This is a genomic window from Pseudomonas sp. UW4 (assembly GCF_000316175.1).
Taxonomy (GTDB): domain Bacteria; phylum Pseudomonadota; class Gammaproteobacteria; order Pseudomonadales; family Pseudomonadaceae; genus Aquipseudomonas; species Aquipseudomonas laurylsulfatiphila.
Window position 1 is genome coordinate 1,712,250 of record NC_019670.1, and the last position, 18,878, is coordinate 1,731,127.

At 63.0% G+C, this 18,878-nt stretch carries 6 protein-coding genes and 1 pseudogene; 5 read left to right on the plus strand and 2 right to left on the minus strand.

What is annotated here, in order from left to right:
- Positions 1 to 2 precede the first annotated feature (2 nt).
- Entirely contained in the window at positions 3 to 1,805 is a 1,803-nt protein-coding gene (locus PPUTUW4_RS07550) for an acyclic terpene utilization AtuA family protein (protein ID WP_015094076.1), read from the minus strand.
- A 177-nt stretch (positions 1,806 to 1,982) separates the two neighbouring features.
- Between PPUTUW4_RS07550 and PPUTUW4_RS07555 the strand changes: the two genes are divergently transcribed.
- The 3 genes from PPUTUW4_RS07555 to PPUTUW4_RS07565 all read left to right on the plus strand — a co-directional run bounded on the left by PPUTUW4_RS07555 (position 1,983) and on the right by PPUTUW4_RS07565 (position 4,611).
- Positions 1,983 to 2,606, plus strand: coding sequence for a TetR/AcrR family transcriptional regulator (locus PPUTUW4_RS07555; protein WP_015094077.1), 624 nt, complete (start codon positions 1,983 to 1,985; stop codon positions 2,604 to 2,606).
- A gap of 156 nt (positions 2,607 to 2,762) precedes the next feature.
- Positions 2,763 to 3,521, plus strand: coding sequence for an amino acid ABC transporter substrate-binding protein (locus tag PPUTUW4_RS07560; protein ID WP_049810786.1), 759 nt, complete (start codon positions 2,763 to 2,765; stop codon positions 3,519 to 3,521).
- Positions 3,522 to 3,597: 76 nt separating this feature from the next.
- Positions 3,598 to 4,611 carry a GNAT family N-acetyltransferase gene (locus PPUTUW4_RS07565; RefSeq protein ID WP_015094079.1) on the plus strand — a complete coding sequence of 338 codons (1,014 nt, stop codon included), beginning with the start codon at positions 3,598 to 3,600 and terminating at the stop codon, positions 4,609 to 4,611.
- A 126-nt stretch (positions 4,612 to 4,737) separates the two neighbouring features.
- Here the strand turns inward: PPUTUW4_RS07565 and PPUTUW4_RS07570 are convergent, their stop codons facing one another.
- Positions 4,738 to 5,286: an RNA polymerase factor sigma-70 gene (locus tag PPUTUW4_RS07570; protein ID WP_015094080.1), complete on the minus strand. Its 549-nt coding sequence runs from the start codon at positions 5,284 to 5,286 to the stop codon at positions 4,738 to 4,740.
- A gap of 231 nt (positions 5,287 to 5,517) precedes the next feature.
- Here PPUTUW4_RS07570 and PPUTUW4_RS30130 point away from each other — a divergent pair.
- Positions 5,518 to 5,643 (plus strand): annotated as a pseudogene (locus tag PPUTUW4_RS30130) (outer membrane lipoprotein carrier protein LolA); the annotation flags it as partial.
- Positions 5,644 to 5,668: 25 nt separating this feature from the next.
- On the plus strand, positions 5,669 to 18,667 hold the full coding sequence (locus tag PPUTUW4_RS07575) for a non-ribosomal peptide synthetase (RefSeq protein WP_015094081.1): 12,999 nt from the start codon (positions 5,669 to 5,671) through the stop codon (positions 18,665 to 18,667).
- Positions 18,668 to 18,878: the final 211 nt, after the last annotated feature.

The window sequence follows — 18,878 nt, forward strand, 5'->3', positions numbered from 1 at the left end:
CTCTAGTTGAGCTGGTCGGCGATGCGCTGCGGCACCGGGATCTGGATTTCCAGCAGTTGCTGGGCGAAGGCTTTGCCTTGCGGGTCGATGCGCAGGCTGGCGACACCGCCGCCGCCGAGGGCGTTTTCCAGCAGGAAATTCAGGCTGTGGCTGGCGGGCAAGTACCAGCGTTCGACCCGCCCGTGGATGGGGTCGAGAACATGGCCCATCCAGTCGACGATCACTTCCGGGGTCAGGGCTTCGGCGATCCATGGCAGGAATTCGGCATCGCGCGCCATGACGCCGATGTTGCTGTGGTTGCCTTTGTCGCCGGAGCGGGCGACCGCCAGCTTGACCAGGGCCACGCTGGCGTCGGCCTGGCCGGTCGGTTTCGGCGCGGCGAACGGGGCTGGCAGGTCCAGCGGGTCGAGCATATCGAGTGCGGGCAGGGCACAGGGGTGGCGCCGGCCCATGAAATCAATGTCCAGCGTGCAGGCGGTTTTGTCGATGAGGAACGAGAACAGTCGGATCAGCGGATACACCGTCGGCCGGCCACCGACAATGCCGGTCAGCCCCGGCGCCATGCCGGTGGCGGCCTGGGCAATCTCCCGGGAGAACACGATCAAGGCCTGCTTGTCCGGATGGCGCACGGCGAGTTTGATCACCACTTCGCGGCTGTCCTGCCGCTGGCCGTGAGGGCCATAGGTAGCCTCGCTGCCCAGCAACTCGATATTCACCTCGCTGTACGGCGCCCAGCCGCGCTGGCTGAACATTTCCGAGGTCTTGTCGATGATCGCCGCGCTGACTCGCCGCGCCTTGTCGACGGCATCGATGCCGGCAATCAGGCAACTGGCGGTACAGCGAAAACCATCGGGATACGTGGCGCTGACCTTGTATTGAGCCGTCGGCGGCAGGCCTTTGGCGCCGTGCACCTGCACCGCGTTCTTGCCTTGTTGCAGCAGTTTGACCTGAGTGAAGTCGCACACCACGTCGGGCAGCAGATACGCGCGCGGATCGCCGATTTCATACAGCATCTGTTCGCCCACCGTCAGTGGCGTGACCAGCCCGCCGGTACCTTGTGGTTTGCTGACGATGAACTGGCTGTCGGCGCTGACTTCGACGATGGGAAAACCGATGTGTTCGTAGTCGGGCACGTCGCGCCAATCGGTGAAGTTGCCGCCCGTGCACTGGGCGCCACATTCGATGATGTGCCCGGCCAATGCGGCCTGGGCGAGCTTGTCGTAGTCGTGCCACGACCAGCCGAACTCATGCACCAGCGCGGCGCTGACTACCGCACTGTCGACCACGCGCCCGGTGATCACGATGTCCGCGCCCAGACGCAGGGCTTCGACGATGCCGGGTGCGCCGAGGTAGGCATTGGTCGAGACGCACCTCGATGGCAGGGGTGCACCGCTGAACATTTCATGAATGCCTTGGCTGCCCAGCTGCTTGAATTGCGGTTGCAGGTCGTCACCCAGCAGCACGGCGATTTTCAACGTCACCCCGGCCTTGTCGCAGGCCGCTTGCAGGGCGGCGGCGCAGGCTTGGGGATTGACCCCGCCGGCATTGCTGATGACCCGGATGTTGTGCTGTGCGAGCTGCGGCAGCAAGGGCGCGAGCACTTCGATGAAGTCGCCCGCATACCCGGCCTGGGGATCTTTCATCCGTGCGCCGGCCATGATCGACAGGGTGATCTCGGCCAGGTAATCGAAGACCAGATAGTCCAGATGCCCGTGTTCCACCAGTTGCGCGGCAGCGGTCGAGGTATCGCCCCAGAACGCGCTGGCGCAACCGATGCGAATTGATTTTGGCGCAGTCCGTTCCATAGCCACCTCCAACCCAAGTGTGTCGACATTACCAAGCAAGCGCTTGGTTTGTAAATGACTGGGTTATCTTCTGCCAAGCGCTTGCTTGGTTGCATCCATGAGCTTAAATTGCCCGCGCAACCCCGCTGTTTTCGGGGGGATCGGCGTTACTGATTGATCGACTGTAGGAGAGAACGGGTGGACGAGCAAAAAGCCCTGAGGGTCATGCGTGAATTGGTGGACGACGGCCAATTGACCGACCCGGACAGCGCCCGTGGCAAGCTGCTGCAAGTGGCAGCCCACCTGTTCCGCAATAAAGGCTATGAGCGCACGACCGTGCGCGATCTGGCCGGCGCCGTGGGCATTCAGTCCGGGAGTATTTTCCACCACTTCAAAAGCAAGGACGAAATCCTGCGCGCCGTGATGGAGGAAACCATCCGCTACAACACCGCGTTGATGCGTGCGGCCATCGCCGAGGCCGGCAATGTGCGCGAACGGGTGCTGGCGCTGATCCGCTGTGAATTGCAGTCGATCATGGGTGGCAGCGGCGAGGCCATGGCCGTGCTGGTCTACGAATGGCGCTCGCTGTCCGAAGAAGGCCAGGCCAAGGTCCTGGCGCTGCGCGAAATCTACGAAGACATCTGGCTGCAAGTACTGGGCGAAGCCAAGACCGCCGGGTTTATCCGCGGCGATGTGTTCATTACCCGCCGCTTCCTGACCGGCGCATTGTCCTGGACCACCACCTGGTTTCGTGCCGACGGTAGCATGAGTCTTGATCAGTTGGCCGATGAAGCGTTGATTCTTGTGCTGGAAGACCGGTAATAAACTTGTGTGGGCCAGCATTAAACTGGCTAACTTGACGAAAACGCCTAGCTTGAAGTCATTGATGCCGTTTTATTGGGGAGTGAGCTTGTTTTGAGGGGGGCGCCAATTCGGACAGCTTCGCAGCTTTTGCTCGCGACGCTTGCGGCGTTAACGATGCTGCCATCCCAGGCTGCGCAACTGGTGCGCATTGGTGCCGCGCATTTTCCGCCCTACACCGTGCGCCCGGAATCCGGGGCCGATACCGGGTTGCTGCCGCAGCTGGTCGAGGCCCTGAACGCTGCGCAAAGTGACTATCAGTTTGTCCTGGTGCCCACGTCCATTCCACGGCGTTTCGGTGACTTGAAGCAGGGCCGGGTCGACATGGCCATCTTCGAAAATCCGGCCTGGGGTTGGGAAGACATTCCCCATACCGCCGTCGACATGGGGCTGGAAGACGCCGAGATTTTTGTCGCGCAACGCCTGCCTGATCGGCAGCAAAGCTATTTTGCCGACCTGAGCGGCAAGCGCCTGGCACTCTTCAGCGGTTATCACTACGAGTTCGCCAACTTCAATGCCGAGCCCCAGTACCTGCAAAAAAACTACAACGCCACGCTGACCTATTCCCATGACAGCAATCTGCTGATGGTGTTACGCGATCGCGCCGACATCGCCCTGGTCACGCGCTCTTACCTGAACGACTATTTTTTGCGCAATCCGAAAGTCGCCGAGAAGTTGTTGGCGTCCGATCGTATCGATCAGGTCTATCACCATTACGCCATCCTGCGCCCGGCGGCCCCCATCAGCGGCGAGGTCTTCGGCAAATTGTTGCAAGGCTTGCGGGACGGTGGCCAGATGCTGAAGATTTTCGATCCGTACAAGATTGCGGTGGTGCCGGTCCCGCACAAAGAACCGCCACCTCAAGTCGTCAATTGACGTTCTTTTCCTAAATTTCCCGCCGTGGCTGACGTCACCTCGTTGAACTGTCGACGATTATCGTGAGCCCGCCCCCATGTCCAATCTGAATGACCTGACTGCCCTGTGCCTGCCGACCGGCAGTCGTCTTGCCGCTGATGAAACGCAAGGCCACCTGAGCCTCAGCCTGGAAGGGCAGCCATTGCTCACCCTGCGGCTCAATCGTGGCCCCGAGTTGCACGTGCAATTGCTGGAGCACTTCAGTCACCCCGAAGGGCAAGCGATATGGGCGGCCTGTTACTGGCTGTTCGCCCGCAACCCCGACTGTCAGCGCCAGGTCTGGCAACTGCAAGACGTGCCGCACGAAGCTGTGCTCAGTGGTTTGCTGATTCCGACTTCCGTCAATGGCCAGTATTGCTGCGAGCGCACCTTGTTCTGGCAGTTGCCGCAGCCATGGCTGGGGCGTTCCCTGACCGGCAGCTACCCACAGCAAATGGTCATGACCGGCGGCAAGCGTCATCCGCTGCGAGCGGTGAAACCCCGGGGTGAGGTGTATCGACGATTCGATGCGCGGCTGGGCGCCTGGGTTTCCCTGCGTACCCTGGAAATCGAGCAAGACCTGGCGCGTTTCAACCGTTGGCAGAACAGTCCGCGCGTCGCCAGCTTCTGGCAGGAGGAGGGCAGCCTCGAACAGCATCGCCAATACCTGAGCAAACTCGAGGCCGATCCTCACACCCTGACGCTGATCGGGTGTTTCGACGATCAGCCGTTCGCTTACTTCGAAGCCTACTGGGCCAAGGAGGATCGCATCGCACCCTTCTATGATGCCGGCGATTACGACCGTGGCATTCATATGCTGGTGGGTGAGGAAAATCATCGCGGTCCGCACAAGGTGGCGAGCTGGTTATCGGCGCTGGTGCATTACCTGTTTCTCGATGATCCGCGCACGCAGCGCGTGGTGGCCGAGCCGCGTGCCGATAACGCGAAGATGATCGGGTACATGCACAACCAGTGCTTTCACTGCGATAAGGAGTTCGACTTCCCGCACAAGCGCGCGGCCTTGATGGTATTGGGGCGGGAGCGGTTTTTCGATCGGTGCGCACTGGCTTGAGAGGTAAGGCTCAAGCCCTGTATTGACCTTGAGTCCACTATCGCGAGCAAGCTCGCTCCCACAGGGTGTGCGCTGAACTTGTGGGAGCGAGCTTGCTCGCGATGGGCGCGATGCAGATCTCGGATCTTATTGGCGAGTAGCCATATCGCCACGATTCCCCGACACCTTGCGGCAGTGCACCAGCGCATCGCGAATCATGAAGTTCACCAGGGTCGGCGAGACTCCGAGTTCCTTGGCGATGTCTTTCTGCGGTACGCCGTGCAGGCGATACATCTCGAAGGCGTAGCGGGTGCGGCTCGGCAACTCGGTCAACGCATCGGCAATGTGCTCCAGCGTCGAGAAATTGATGTGCGAAGTTTCCGGTGACGCACCCTGGATCACCACATTCAGCCCTTCCTCTTCAGGGCCGGAATACTTCTGCTCCAGCGCCTGCTTGCGGTAGTGGTCGATCGCCAGGTTGCGCACGATCTGGAACAGGTAGCTGAGCTGGGCCTTGATCGAACTGGTGATGGGCGGGGCCGATTGCAACCGGAAGAACGCGTCCTGCACAACATCTTCGGCACGTGAGCGGCAACCGGTAATACGGGCTGCAATCTTCACCAGAATCAGTCGATTATCGACGAATGCCTGAAGTAGCGGTGTATCGCACCTGCTTGTGGATACTGGTTCCATCATGGAAATCACCTTGCTGCCAAAAGGTTAGTGGGACGGGGATAAACCGGGGGGCCGTCCTGCACAATCGAGCGACAAATTAGGCTTAATGATAATGATTGTCAAATGAGAAAAAGAATTACTGCGCGCCAAAGGTGCAGAGTGCGAACTGCGACACGTTGTCTCACTTCAGTCCGCTTTGCGTTCCAGCCTGGCGACTAATTATTTCCAGACGTCATCCGTTCTCATTGGTGAATTGCACAGCGCAACCCTCATCACCCCGTAGGAGCGAGCTCGCTCGCGATGGTCGTCAACGATGACGATGGGCGCCTGACACCCCGCGGTGTTCTCCGGATTTTCGCGAGCAGGCTCGCTCCTACCAAGCCGAAATCAGGCAGGAAACCTCATGACCGACGCGTTCGAACTCCCCAGCACAATGGTCCAAGCCCTTCAGCGCCGCGCGGCCCTGACGCCGGATCGGGTGGCCCTGCGTTTTCTTGCCGAGACCCCGGAACAGGCTGTGGTGCTCAGTTATCGCGAGCTGGATCAGCGGGCGCGAACGATTGCCGGCGCCTTGCAGGCTCAAGTGGATGTTGGCGACCGCGCCGTGTTGTTGTTCCCCAGCGGCCCGGATTACGTCGCGGCGTTTTTCGGTTGCCTGTACGCCGGGGTGATCGCGGTCCCGGCCTACCCGCCGGAATCGACGCGCCGTCATCACCAGGAGCGCCTGCTGTCGATCATCAGCGATGCTCAACCGCGCCTGCTGCTGACCAGCGCCGGGCTGCGCGATGCATTGCAGCAAATCGAAGGGGCGCCGCCGTTGCTGTGTGTCGACACCCTCGACGGTGCACTGGCCGAACGCTGGGTCGCGGCGGATTTGCAGGACGATCACATCGCCTTCCTGCAATACACCTCCGGCTCCACCGCACTGCCCAAGGGCGTGCAAGTCAGCCACTGCAATCTGGTGGCCAACGAATTGCTGATTCGTCACGGCTTCGGCATCGACCTCAACCCCGACGACGTGATCGTCAGCTGGCTGCCGCTGTACCACGACATGGGCCTGATCGGCGGCTTGCTGCAGCCGATTTTCAGCGGCGTGCCTTGCGTGTTGATGTCACCGGCGTACTTCCTCGGCCGGCCGTTGCGCTGGCTGGAAGCGATCAGCGAATACGGCGGCACCATCAGCGGCGGGCCGGATTTTGCCTATCGCCTGTGCAGCGAGCGGGTCAGTGAATCGGCTCTGGAACGGCTGGACCTGAGTGGCTGGCGCGTGGCGTATTCCGGTTCCGAACCGATTCGCCTCGACACCCTGGAACGCTTCGCCGAGAAGTTCGCGACCTGCGGTTTCACTGCGGACAGCTTCATGGCCTCTTACGGTCTGGCCGAAGCCACCTTGTTTGTGGCCGGCACAGCACGCGGCGAAGGCATCGGCAACCTGCGGGTGGACGATCAGGCTCTGGCGCAGAACCGGGTGGAAGTGGGCGAGGGCAGCCCGATCATGAGTTGTGGCATCAGCCAGCCGGCTCACGCCGTGCTGATCGTCGACCCGGTCTCGCTCAGCGAACAGGCCGACAACGCCGTCGGCGAAGTCTGGGCCAGCGGGCCGAGCATCGCCCTCGGTTATTGGCGCAACCCCGAGGCGTCAGCCAAAACGTTCGTCCGGCACGCCGGCCAGACCTGGTTGCGAACCGGTGACCTGGGTTTCATGCGCAACGGCGAGCTGTTCATCACCGGCCGTCTGAAGGACATGCTGATCGTGCGCGGGCACAACCTGTACCCGCAGGACATCGAACAGACCGTCGAGCGCGAAGTGGAAGTGGTGCGCAAGGGCCGTGTTGCCGCCTTTGCCGTCACGGTCGATGGTCAGGAGGGCATCGGCATCGCCGCCGAAATCAGCCGCAGCGTGCAGAAAATCCTGCCGCCCGAGGCCCTGATCAAAGCCATTCGCCAGGCCGTCGCCGAGGCGTATCAGGAAGCACCGAGCGTGGTGGTGCTGCTCAATCCGGGTGCGCTGCCCAAGACGTCCAGCGGCAAATTGCAACGCTCGGCGTGCCGCAGTCGACTGGCGGACGGCAGCCTCGACAGCTACGCGCTGTTCCCGTCGGCCAGCACCGAAAATGCAAGCCAGGTCGAGTCGGGCTCTGAGCTGCAAAGCCTGATCGGCCGTATCTGGTGCGAGCAATTGCAGGTCGGGCAGGTGGGCGCCGACGATCATTTCTTCCTGCTCGGCGGCAACTCCATTGCAGCGACGCAAGTGGTGGCGCGTCTGCGTGAAGCGCTGGGGCTGGAGTTGAACCTGCGCCTGCTGTTCGAAGCCCCGACCCTCGGCGCCTTCGCCGATGCCGTGGCCCGTCAGCAACAGGACGGTGGCCTGGCCCAGGGCGCGATCACGGCGCTGTCGCGCCAGCAACCGATGCCGCAATCGCTGGCACAAAACCGTTTGTGGATCACCTGGCAACTCGACCCCCACAGCAGCGCCTACAACATTCCGGGTGCCTTGCGCCTGCGTGGCGAGCTGGACGAGAACGCATTGCGCGCCAGTTTCCAGCAGTTGATCGAGCGCCACGAATCCCTGCGCACGCGGTTCTTCGAGCGTGATGGCGTGGCTCTGCAGCAGGTCACTGCGGGTGCTGAGTTCAACCTGCAAATGATCGACATCAGCGACTTGCCGGCCGCCGAACGTGAAGCCCGCGCGCTGCAGATCCGCGAGGATGAAGCGCGGACCCGGTTCGACCTAGAGAAAGGCCCGCTGTTGTGGGTGACGCTGGTGCGCCTCGACGACGAAGACCATCAGTTGTTGGTGACGATGCATCACATCATCGCGGACGGCTGGTCGCTGAATGTGCTGATCGACGAGTTCTCGCGCCTGTATGCGGCGGCCTCCCAAGGCCAGCAAGCGCTCCTGGCGCCATTGCCGACGCAGTACGCCGATTACGCCAGCTGGCAGCGCCAATGGCTGGCGCAAGGGGAGGGCGAGCGGCAACTGGCCTACTGGAAAGCCCGTTTGGGCGATGAGCATCCGACCCTGAGCCTGGCCACCGATCATCCGCGCTGCGCACAACAACTGCACAGCGCCGCCCGCCATACCCTGCGTCTGGGTGCGGCCCTCAGTGATGCGATTCGCCAGACCGCCCAGGCCCACGAATCGACCTCCTTCATGCTGCTGCTCGCCGCGTTCCAGGCCTTGTTGCATCGCTACAGCGGTCAGCGTGACATCCGCATCGGCGTACCGAACGCCAACCGTCCGCGCCTGGAAACCCAGGGCCTGATCGGCTTTTTCATCAACACCCAGGTGCTGCGCGCCGAGGTGGATTCACGGCTGCCGTTCACTGAGCTGCTTGGGCAAACCCGTCAGGCAGCGCTGGGTGCGCAAGCGCATCAGGACTTGCCGTTCGAGCAGTTGCTTGAAGCTTTTCCGCAGGCCCGTGAACAGGGTTTGTTCCAGGTCATGTTCAACCACCAGCAGCGCGACCTCAGTGCCTTGAAACGCCTGCCGGGGTTGCTGGCCGAAGAGCTGCCGTGGCACAGCCGGCAAGCCAAGTTCGACCTGCAATTGCACAGTGAAGAAGATCGCAACGGGCGCTTGAGTCTGTCCTTCGACTATGCCAGCGAGTTGTTCGATGCGGCGACCATCGAGCGCCTGTCCGGGCATTACGCCAACCTGTTGCGTGAAGTCTGCGAGCGTCCGCAAACGGCCCTCGGCGATCTGCAACTGCTCACTGAACCTGAGCACAACCAGCAAGCAAACTGGTCCGTTGCACCCTGCACACAGGCCAGTCAATGGCTGCCGGAACGGCTTGACGAACAAGCCCGGCGGACCCCGCAGCGCACGGCGTTGCTGTGGGACGGCGGTCAGTTGGACTTCGCCGGACTGCATACCCAGGCCAACCGCCTGGCCCATTACCTGCGCGACAAGGGCGTCGGCCCGGACGTCTGCGTGGCCATTGCCTGCGAGCGTTCGCCGCAACTGCTGATTGGCCTGCTGGCGATCATCAAGGCCGGTGGTGCTTATGTACCGCTGGATCCGGACTACCCGGCCGAGCGCCTGTCCTACATGCTCAGCGACAGCGGTGTCGAACTGCTGCTGACGCAAACCTGCTTGCTCGATCGCTTGCCGGCCAGCCAGGGCGTCAGTGTGATCGCCATGGATACCTTGCACCTGGACAGCTGGCCAAGCCAGGCGCCGGGCCTGCATCTGCAGGGCGACAACCTCGCCTATGTGATTTACACCTCGGGATCGACCGGTCAACCAAAAGGCGTCGGCAACACCCACGCGGCGCTGGCCGAGCGCCTGCAATGGATGCAGCAAACCTATCAGTTGAACGAAACCGACGTGCTGATGCAAAAGGCGCCGATCAGTTTCGACGTGTCGGTGTGGGAGTGCTTCTGGCCGCTGATCACCGGCAGTCGCCTGTTGCTTGCCGGCCCCGGCGAACACCGTGATCCCCAGCGCATCGCGCAGCTTGTGCAAGCGTACGGCGTGACCACGCTGCACTTCGTACCGCCGCTGCTTTCGTTGTTCATCGACGAACCGCTCAGCGTGCAATGTACGAGCCTGCGCCGCGTATTCTCCGGTGGCGAAGCCTTGCCAGCGGAGTTGCGCAACCGCGTGCTGGCGCAACTGCCGGCCGTACAGTTGCACAACCGCTACGGTCCGACCGAAACCGCAATCAACGTCACCCATTGGCAGTGTTCCAGCGCCGATGGCGAACGTTCGCCGATTGGCCGGCCACTGGGCAATGTGATCTGCCGCGTGCTCGACAGCGAGCTCAATCCGGTTCCGGCCGGTGTACCGGGTGAGTTGTGCATCAGTGGCAGCGGCCTGGCGCGTGGCTATCTGGGCCGTCCGGGCCTGACGGCGGAACGCTTTGTCGTCGATCCATTGGGCGAGCACGGCGCGCGTCTGTACCGCACCGGTGATCGTGCACGCTGGGCTGGCGATGGCGTGATCGAGTATCTCGGTCGCCTCGATCAGCAGGTCAAGCTGCGCGGTTTCCGCGTCGAGCCACAGGAAATCGAAGCCCGTCTGCTGGCGCAGGAGGGTGTCGCCCAAGCGGTGGTGCTGGTGCGCGAAACGGCGGCGGGTGGACAACTGGTCGGTTACTTCACCACCACCGACACTGCTGAGTCCGTCGATGCGCAAACGACTCGCCTGAAAGCGGCGCTGACGGCGCAGCTGCCGGAATACATGGTCCCGGCTCAGCTGATGCGGCTGGACCAAATGCCCCTCGGCCCGAGCGGCAAACTCGACCGTCGCGCCTTGCCGGAACCGCAGTGGCAGGTTCGCGAACACGTCGAGCCCGTGACCGAACTGGAGCAACAGATCGCCGGCATCTGGCGCGAAGTGCTGGGCCTGACGCCCGTCGGCCTGCGCGATGATTTCTTTGCCCTCGGCGGCCACTCGCTGCTGGCCACGCAAATCATCTCCCGCACCCGCCAGGCCTGTGACGTCGAGTTGCCGCTGCGGACGCTGTTCGAACACAGCGAACTGGGTGCATTTGCCGAACAGGTCCGCTTGATCCAGGCCAGCGGCAGCACCAACAAACAGCCGCCGATTGAAACAGTCGACCGTCGTCAGGCGGTGCCGCTGTCCTATTCCCAGCAGCGCATGTGGTTCCTCTGGCAGATGGAACCGGACAGCCCGGCCTACAACGTCGGCGGCATGGCGCGGCTGCGCGGCGTGCTGGATGTCGCGCGTTTCGAAGCGGCGCTGCAAGCCTTGATCATGCGCCATGAAACCCTGCGCACGACGTTCCCGAGCGTTGACGGCGTCGCTCGCCAACAGGTGCACATGGAGACCGGCGTGCGCATGGCGTGGAAGGATTTCTCCGCGCTGGATGCCGAGGGCCGCGAGTGGCAGGTCCAGCAACTGGCCGACGACGAAGCGCACCTGCCGTTCGATCTGGAGACCGGACCGCTGTTGCGTGCATGCCTGGTCAGGACCGGCGAGCAGGAACACTACTTCGTTCTGACCTTGCACCACATCGTCACCGAAGGCTGGGCGATGGACATCTTTGCCCGGGAACTCAGTGCGCTGTACGAAGCATTTGTCGACGACCGTGAGTCGCCGCTCGCGCCGTTGCCGGTGCAGTACCTGGATTACAGCATGTGGCAGCGTCAGTGGCTGGAGTCGGGCGAACGTCAGCGTCAGCTCGATTACTGGACCACGCAACTGGGCCATGAGCATCCGCTGCTGGAGTTGCCGGCTGACCGTCCGCGTCCGCCGGTACAAAGCCATCAGGGTGAGCTGTATCGCTTTGACCTGAGCGACGAGCTCGCGGCACGGGTCCGTGCCTTCAATGCACAGCACGGCCTGACCCTGTTCATGACCATGACCGCCGCACTGGCGACCCTGCTGTACCGCTATAGCGGCCAGACCGATCTGCGCATCGGCGCGCCTGTGGCCAACCGCATTCGTCCGGAAAGCGAGGGGCTGATCGGCGCATTCCTCAACACCCAGGTGCTGCGCTGCCAGCTCGACGGACAGATGTCTGTCGGCGAGCTGTTCGAGCAGGTGCGCCACACGGTAATCGAAGGCCAGTCCCATCAGGACCTGCCGTTCGATCATCTGGTGGAGGCCTTGCAACCGCCGCGCAGTGCAGCCTACAACCCGTTGTTCCAGGTGATGTGCAACGTGCAGCGCTGGGAGTTCCAGCAAAGCCGCACCCTGGCCGGCATGACGGTCGAGTACCTGGCCAACGATGCCCGCGCGACCAAGTTCGACCTCAACCTGGAAGTCACCGACCTCGATCATCGACTGGGCTGCTGCCTGACCTACAGCACCGATCTGTTCGACGAACCGCGCATCGCCCGCATGGCCGGGCATTGGCGCAACCTGCTGGAGGCGCTGATTGCCGATTCGCAACAACGCTTGAGCGAACTGCCGCTGCTGGCGTCCGGCGAGCAACAGCTACTGCTCGACAGCCTCGGTGTCGAGGCGGGCGAACATCGGCTGGATCAGTGCATCCATCACCTGTTCGCCGAGCAAGCCCTGGTGCGCCAGGACGCGCCGGCCCTGACCTTCGCCGGGCAGACCCTGAGCTACGCCGAACTCGATAGCCGCGCCAACCGCCTGGCCTGGATGCTGCGCGAGCGTGGTGTCGGCCCCCAGGTTCGTGTGGGGCTGGCACTTGAGCGCTCGCTGGAAATGGTGGTCGGCCTGTTGGCGATCCTCAAGGCAGGCGGTGCCTATGTGCCGCTGGATCCGGAATACCCGCTGGACCGCTTGCACTACATGATCGAAGACAGCGGCATCGGTTTGCTGCTCAGCGATGCGGCGATGTTCAAGGCCCTGGGCGAGTTGCCGGCGACCGTCGGCCGCTGGTGTCTTGAAGAAGACGCCGCTGCGCTGGCCCATTTCCCGGCCACCGAGCTGCCGCCGATCAGTCTGGCGCAGCATCACGCCTACCTGATCTACACCTCGGGCTCGACCGGCAAACCGAAAGGCGTGGTGGTGTCCCACGGTGAAATCGCCATGCATTGCCGCGCGGTGATCGAGCGTTTCGGCATGCGCCCCGACGACTGTGAGCTGCACTTCTATTCGATCAACTTCGACGCCGCCACCGAGCGTTTGCTGGTGCCGCTGCTCAGCGGCGCGCACGTGGTGTTGCGCGCGCAAGGGCAATGGGACGCGGAAGAAATCTGCGGCCTGATCCGTCGTCATCAGATCAACGTACTCGGTTTCACGCCCAGCTACGGCAGCCAGTTGGCGCAATGGCTGGCGACCCAGGACCAGACCCTGCCGGTGCGCATGATCATCACCGGCGGCGAGGCGCTGACCGGTGAGCACCTGGCGCGTATTCGTGCAGCGTTCAAGCCGAGCCGGTTCTTCAACGCCTACGGCCCGACCGAGACCGTGGTCATGCCGCTGGCCAGCCTTGCTCCCGAAGTGCTGGAAGAGGGCGCCGGCAGCGTGCCGATCGGCAGTGTGATCGGCGACCGCGTGGCCTACATTCTCGACGCCGACCTGGCGTTGGTGCCGCAAGGCGCGACGGGCGAGTTGTATGTCGGTGGCGCGGGTCTGGCCCAGGGTTATCACCAGCGCCCGGGCATGACGGCGGAGCGCTTTGTGGCCGATCCGTTTGCCGCCGATGGCGGGCGTATCTACCGCACCGGTGACCTGGTGCGCCAGGGTGCCGATGGCCTGGTGGAATACCTTGGACGCATCGACCATCAAGTGAAGATTCGCGGATTCCGCATCGAGCTCGGTGAAATCGAAACCCGCCTGCTGGACCATGATTCAGTCCGTGAGGCGGTCGTGCTGGCGCTTGACGCACCGAGCGGCAAGCAACTGGTCGGCTACCTGGTGACGGATGTCGCCGAACAGGACGAAGCGCAGCAATCGATGTTGCGCGAGGCCCTCAAGGCGCATCTGAAATCGCAACTGCCGGATTACATGGTGCCCACGCACCTGATCCTGCTGGCGAGCATGCCGTTGACCGGCAACGGTAAACTCGACCGCCGTGCGCTCCCGGCACCGGACCCGGAGCTGAATCGCCAAGATTATGTGGCGCCAAGCAACGAGCTCGAAGTCACGCTGGCGCAGATCTGGTGCGACGTGCTGAACGTCGAGCAGGTCGGTCTCAACGACAATTTCTTCGAACTGGGCGGTGACTCGATCCTGTCGATCCAGGTGGTCAGCCGGGCGCGGCAGCAGGGCATTCACTTCACCCCTCGCGATCTGTTCCAGCACCAGACCGTGCAGACCCTCGCCGCCGTGGCCACCCGCAGCGAGCAGATCAGCGCCGAGCAGGGCTTGATCTTGGGCGAGTCGCGCCTGACACCGATCCAGCACTGGTTCTTCGACACCGACATCGCGCAACGCCAACACTGGAACCAGGCGCTGTTGTTGCAACCGACGGTGGTGCTGGAATCTCATCGCCTGGAGCAAGCGTTGCTGGCGGTGATCGAACAGCACGACGCCTTGCGCCTGCGCTTTGGCAAGGATGCCGGCCAGTGGCAGGCCTTGCACCAGCCGATTTCCGATGCGCCGGTGTTGTGGCAAGTGCGTGTTTCGTCCATGGATAAATGCGCGGCCTTGTTCGCCGATGCCCAGCGCAGTCTCGACCTTGAACAGGGACCCTTACTGCGCGTGTTGCTGGTCGATGGCCCTGAAGGCCAGCAACGCTTGTTTATCGCCATTCACCACCTGGTGGTGGACGGTGTGTCGTGGCGGGTGCTGCTCGATGACCTGCAAACCCTGTATCGCCAACTGGAAGCACGTCAGTCGGTGAAACTGCCGGCGAAAACCAGCGCCTTCAAGGACTGGGCTGCACGCTTGCAAGCCTACGCCGGCAGCGAGTCCCTGCGCGAAGAGCTGGGCTGGTGGCAGGCGCAACTGGCCGGGCCAAGTGCCGATTTACCCTGCGATCACCCTGAAGGCGGGCGGCAAAACCGTCATGCGCAAACCGTCAGCGTGCGTCTTGACAGCGAGCGTACGCGGCAGTTGCTGCAACAGGCGCCAAGTGCCTATCGCACCCAGGTCAACGACTTGCTGTTGACTGCTTTGGCCCGCGTTTTGTGCCGCTGGAGCGGTCAGCCATCGGCGCTGATCCAGCTGGAAGGCCACGGCCGCGAAGCGCTGTTCGACGACATCGACCTGACCCGCACCGTGGGCTGGTTCACCAGTGCCTATCCGTTGCGCCTGACGCCGTCGAACATCGAAGAAGTCGCCGGGCAGGGGGCCTCGATCAAGGCGATCAAGGAACAGCTGCGTGCCGTGCCGCACAAGGGCCTGGGTTATGGCGTGCTGCGTTACCTCGCCGATGAGCCGATTCGCCGCAGCATGGCGACGTTGCCGCAGGCACCGATTACCTTCAACTACCTCGGCCAGTTCGACCAGAGCTTCGGCGCGGACGCGCTGTTCCATCCACTGGATGAAGCCGTCGGCGCGGCCCACGATGCCCATGCACCGTTGCCCAACGAGCTGAGCGTCGACAGTCAGGTGTATGGCGGTGAACTGGTATTGCGCTGGACGTTCAGCGCCGAACGCTTCGATCCGTCCACCATCGGCGAGTTGGCCGATGCCTACCTCGGTGAGCTGAGCAGTCTAATCGAGCATTGCCTGCGCGACGACGCCGGCGGCCTGACGCCGTCGGACTTCCCGCTGGCGCAGCTCAATCAGACGCAACTGGATGCGTTGCCGGTGCCGGCCGCCGTTATCGAAGACGTCTACCCGCTGACCCCGATGCAGGAAGGCATGCTGTTGCACACCTTGCTGGAGCCAGGCACCGGCCTGTACTACATGCAGGACCGCTACCGCATCAACAGCGAACTGGATCCGCAGCGTTTCGCCCAGGCCTGGCAAGCCGTAGTCGCCCGCCACGAAGCGTTGCGCGCGTCGTTCTGCTGGAACGTCGGCGAGGACATGCTGCAGGTGATCCACAAACCGGGCAGCACACCGATCGAGTACCTCGACTGGCGTGATATCGCCCAAGCCGAGCAAGAGCCGAAGCTGCAAGCCTTGCTCAAGACCGAACGCGAGGCGGGGTTCGATCTGCTCAACCAGGCGCCGTTCCACTTGCGCCTGATCCGTGTGGACGCGGCGCGCTATTGGTTCATGATGAGCAACCACCACATCCTCATCGATGCCTGGTGCCGTTCGCTGCTGATGAACGATTTCTTCGAGATCTACAGCGCCCTCGGCGAAGGCCGGGAAGCGCAGCTTGGGCCTGTGTCGCGTTATCGCGACTACATTGGCTGGCTGCAACGCCAGAGCCTGGACGAAGCGCGGCAATGGTGGAAAACCAGCCTGCAGGGGTTTGAGCGGACCACGCCGATCCCGAGCGACCGGCCGTTCCTGCGTGAACATGCCGGCGACAGTGGCGGCATGATCGTCGGCGACCGCTACACCCGGCTCGATGCCCGGGACGGTGCGCAATTGCGCGAACTGGCCCAGGCCCATCAGTTGACCATCAACACCTTCGCCCAGGCGGCGTGGGCGCTGGTGCTGCGGCGCTTGAGCGGTGATCGCGACGTGCTGTTCGGCGTCACCGTGGCCGGGCGTCCGGTGGAGATGCCGCAGATGCAACGCACCGTCGGCCTGTTCATCAACAGCATCGCGCTGCGGGTGAAGATGCCCGAGGACGGTCAGCGATGCAGCGTGCGCCAGTGGCTCAGCGGACTGCTCGACAGCAACATGCAACTGCGTGAATACGAATACCTGCCGCTGGTGAACATCCAGGAGCAAAGCGAGCTGCCCAAGGGCCAACCGCTGTTCGACAGCCTGTTCGTGTTCGAAAACGCCCCGGTGGAAGTCTCGGTGCTGGACCGTGCGCAGAGCCTCAACGCGACCTCGGATTCGGGCCGGACCCACACCAACTTCCCGTTGACGGCCGTGTGCTATCCGGGGGATGACCTGGGCTTGCACCTGTCCTACGACCAGCGCTACTTCGATGAAGCCACGGTCGAGCGCATGCTTGGCGAGTTCAAGCGTTTGCTGTTGGCGTTGGTGGAAGGTTTCCATGGCGACATGGCCGACCTGCCGTTGCTGGGGGCCGAGGAGCAGGACTTCCTCCTCCATGGCTGCAACCAGAGCGAACACGAATATCCACTGCAGCAGAGCTACGTTTCATTGTTTGAAACTCAGGTCGCCCGACACCCGCAGCGGATTGCCGCCAGTTGTCTTGATCGGCAGTACAGTTATCTGGAACTGAACCAGCGCAGTAACCGTCTCGGTCATGCGTTGATCGCCGCCGGCGTCGGGCGCGATCAACCGGTGGCATTGCTGGCCGAACGCAGTCTCGATCTGCTGGGCATGATCATCGGCAGCTTCAAGGCCGGCGCGGGTTACCTGCCGCTGGACCCGGGCCTGCCGAGCCAGCGTCTGAGCCGGATCATCGAACTGAGCCGAACGCCACTGCTGGTGTGCACGCAAGCGTGCCGTGAACAGGCGCAGGCCTTGCTTGACGAGTTCGGCTGCGCCAGCCGGCCACGGCTGCTGGTCTGGGAGGAGGTCCAGGCCCTTGCGCTGTCGGCGGACAATCCCGGCATCTACAGCAGTGCGGACAACCTGGCCTATGTGATCTACACCTCCGGTTCCACCGGTTTGCCCAAAGGCGTGATGGTCGAGCAGCGCGGCATGCTCAACAACCAGCTGAGCAAAGTGCCGTATCTGGACCTGAGCGACGCCGACGTGATCGCCCAGACCGCCTCGCAAAGCTTCGACATTTCCGTGTGGCAGTTCCTCGCCGCGCCGCTGTTCGGCGCACGGGTGGACATCGTGCCGAACACCATCGCCCACGATCCGCAGGGTTTGCTGGCGCATGTTGCGGCCCAGGGCATCACCGTGCTGGAAAGCGTGCCATCGCTGATCCAGGGCATGCTCGCCCAGGAGCGCATGAGCCTCGACGGCCTGCGCTGGATGCTGCCGACCGGTGAGGCAATGCCGCCGGAACTGGCGCACCAATGGTTGCTGCGTTATCCGCAGATCGGCCTGGTGAATGCCTACGGTCCGGCGGAGTGCTCGGACGACGTGGCGTTCTTCCGTGTCGACCTGGCCTCGACCCGCGGCAGCTATTTGCCGATCGGTACGCCGACCGACAATAACCTGTTGTATGTGCTCGATGGCGCACTGGAACTGGTGCCGCTGGGTGCCGTGGGTGAACTGTGTGTCGCCGGCACCGGGGTCGGGCGCGGTTATGTCAGCGACCCGCTGCGCACGGCTCCGGTGTTTGTGCCGAACCCGTTCGGCGCGCCCGGCGAGCGCCTGTATCGCACCGGCGACCTGGCCCGCCGTCGCAGTGACGGCGTGCTGGAGTACGTGGGGCGCATCGACCATCAGGTTAAGATTCGTGGTTACCGCATCGAGCTGGGTGAAATCGAGGCTCGCCTGCATGAACAACCGGAAGTCCGCGATGCGGCGGTGGGTGTGCAGGAAGGGGCGAACGGCAAGCATCTGGTGGGCTATCTGGTCGCGGCGCAGGTGGCGTCGAGTCCGGCCGAGGGATTGGAGCGGATCAAGCAACGCCTGCGCGCCGAATTGCCGGAATACATGGTGCCGCTGCACTGGCTGTGGCTGGACAAGCTGCCGCTGAACGCCAATGGCAAACTGGATCGCAAGGCCTTGCCGGCGCTGGAGATCGGCCAGATGCAGAGCCAGGATTACCAGGCGCCGCGCAATGACCTGGAGCAGACCCTGGCGGACATCTGGGCTGAAGTGTTGAAGGTCGAGAAGGTCGGCGTTCGCGACAACTTCTTCGAACTGGGCGGGCATTCGTTGCTGGCCACGCAGATCGCCTCACGGGTGCAGAAATCCCTGCAACGTGACGTGCCGTTGCGGGCGATGTTCGAGTGCAGCACGGTGCAGGAGTTGGCCGGTTACATCGACGGATTGGCGGCCAGCGAGATCACCGAGGAGAAGGTGGATCGCTTGAATGACCTGATGGCGGAGCTGGAGGGGTTGTAAATCTCCAGCGGCCGTACTGGCTTCATCGCGGGCAAGCCCGCTCCCACAGGCTCGGTGGTGTACTCATGATGTATGAACACCTGAATCCCTGTGGGAGCAACTGTCTTCCCCATACCGCTCGTCACCGCCATTCGGTGCCGTCCCGCAACATGGCAGGATCCGCATGCAGGCGTTGGCGCAACAGTATCGTGTGATAGCAGAGGATGGGTAT

Bases quoted from the DNA above. Each gene is read 5' to 3' on its own strand.
- PPUTUW4_RS07550 (WP_015094076.1), bottom strand. From the start codon at position 1,805: ATGGAACGGACTGCGCCAAAATCAATTCGCATCGGTTGCGCCAGCGCG.
- PPUTUW4_RS07560 (WP_049810786.1), top strand. From the start codon at position 2,763: ATGCTGCCATCCCAGGCTGCGCAACTGGTGCGCATTGGTGCCGCGCAT.
- PPUTUW4_RS07565 (WP_015094079.1), top strand. From the start codon at position 3,598: ATGTCCAATCTGAATGACCTGACTGCCCTGTGCCTGCCGACCGGCAGT.
- PPUTUW4_RS07570 (WP_015094080.1), bottom strand. From the start codon at position 5,286: ATGATGGAACCAGTATCCACAAGCAGGTGCGATACACCGCTACTTCAG.
- PPUTUW4_RS07575 (WP_015094081.1), top strand. From the start codon at position 5,669: ATGACCGACGCGTTCGAACTCCCCAGCACAATGGTCCAAGCCCTTCAG.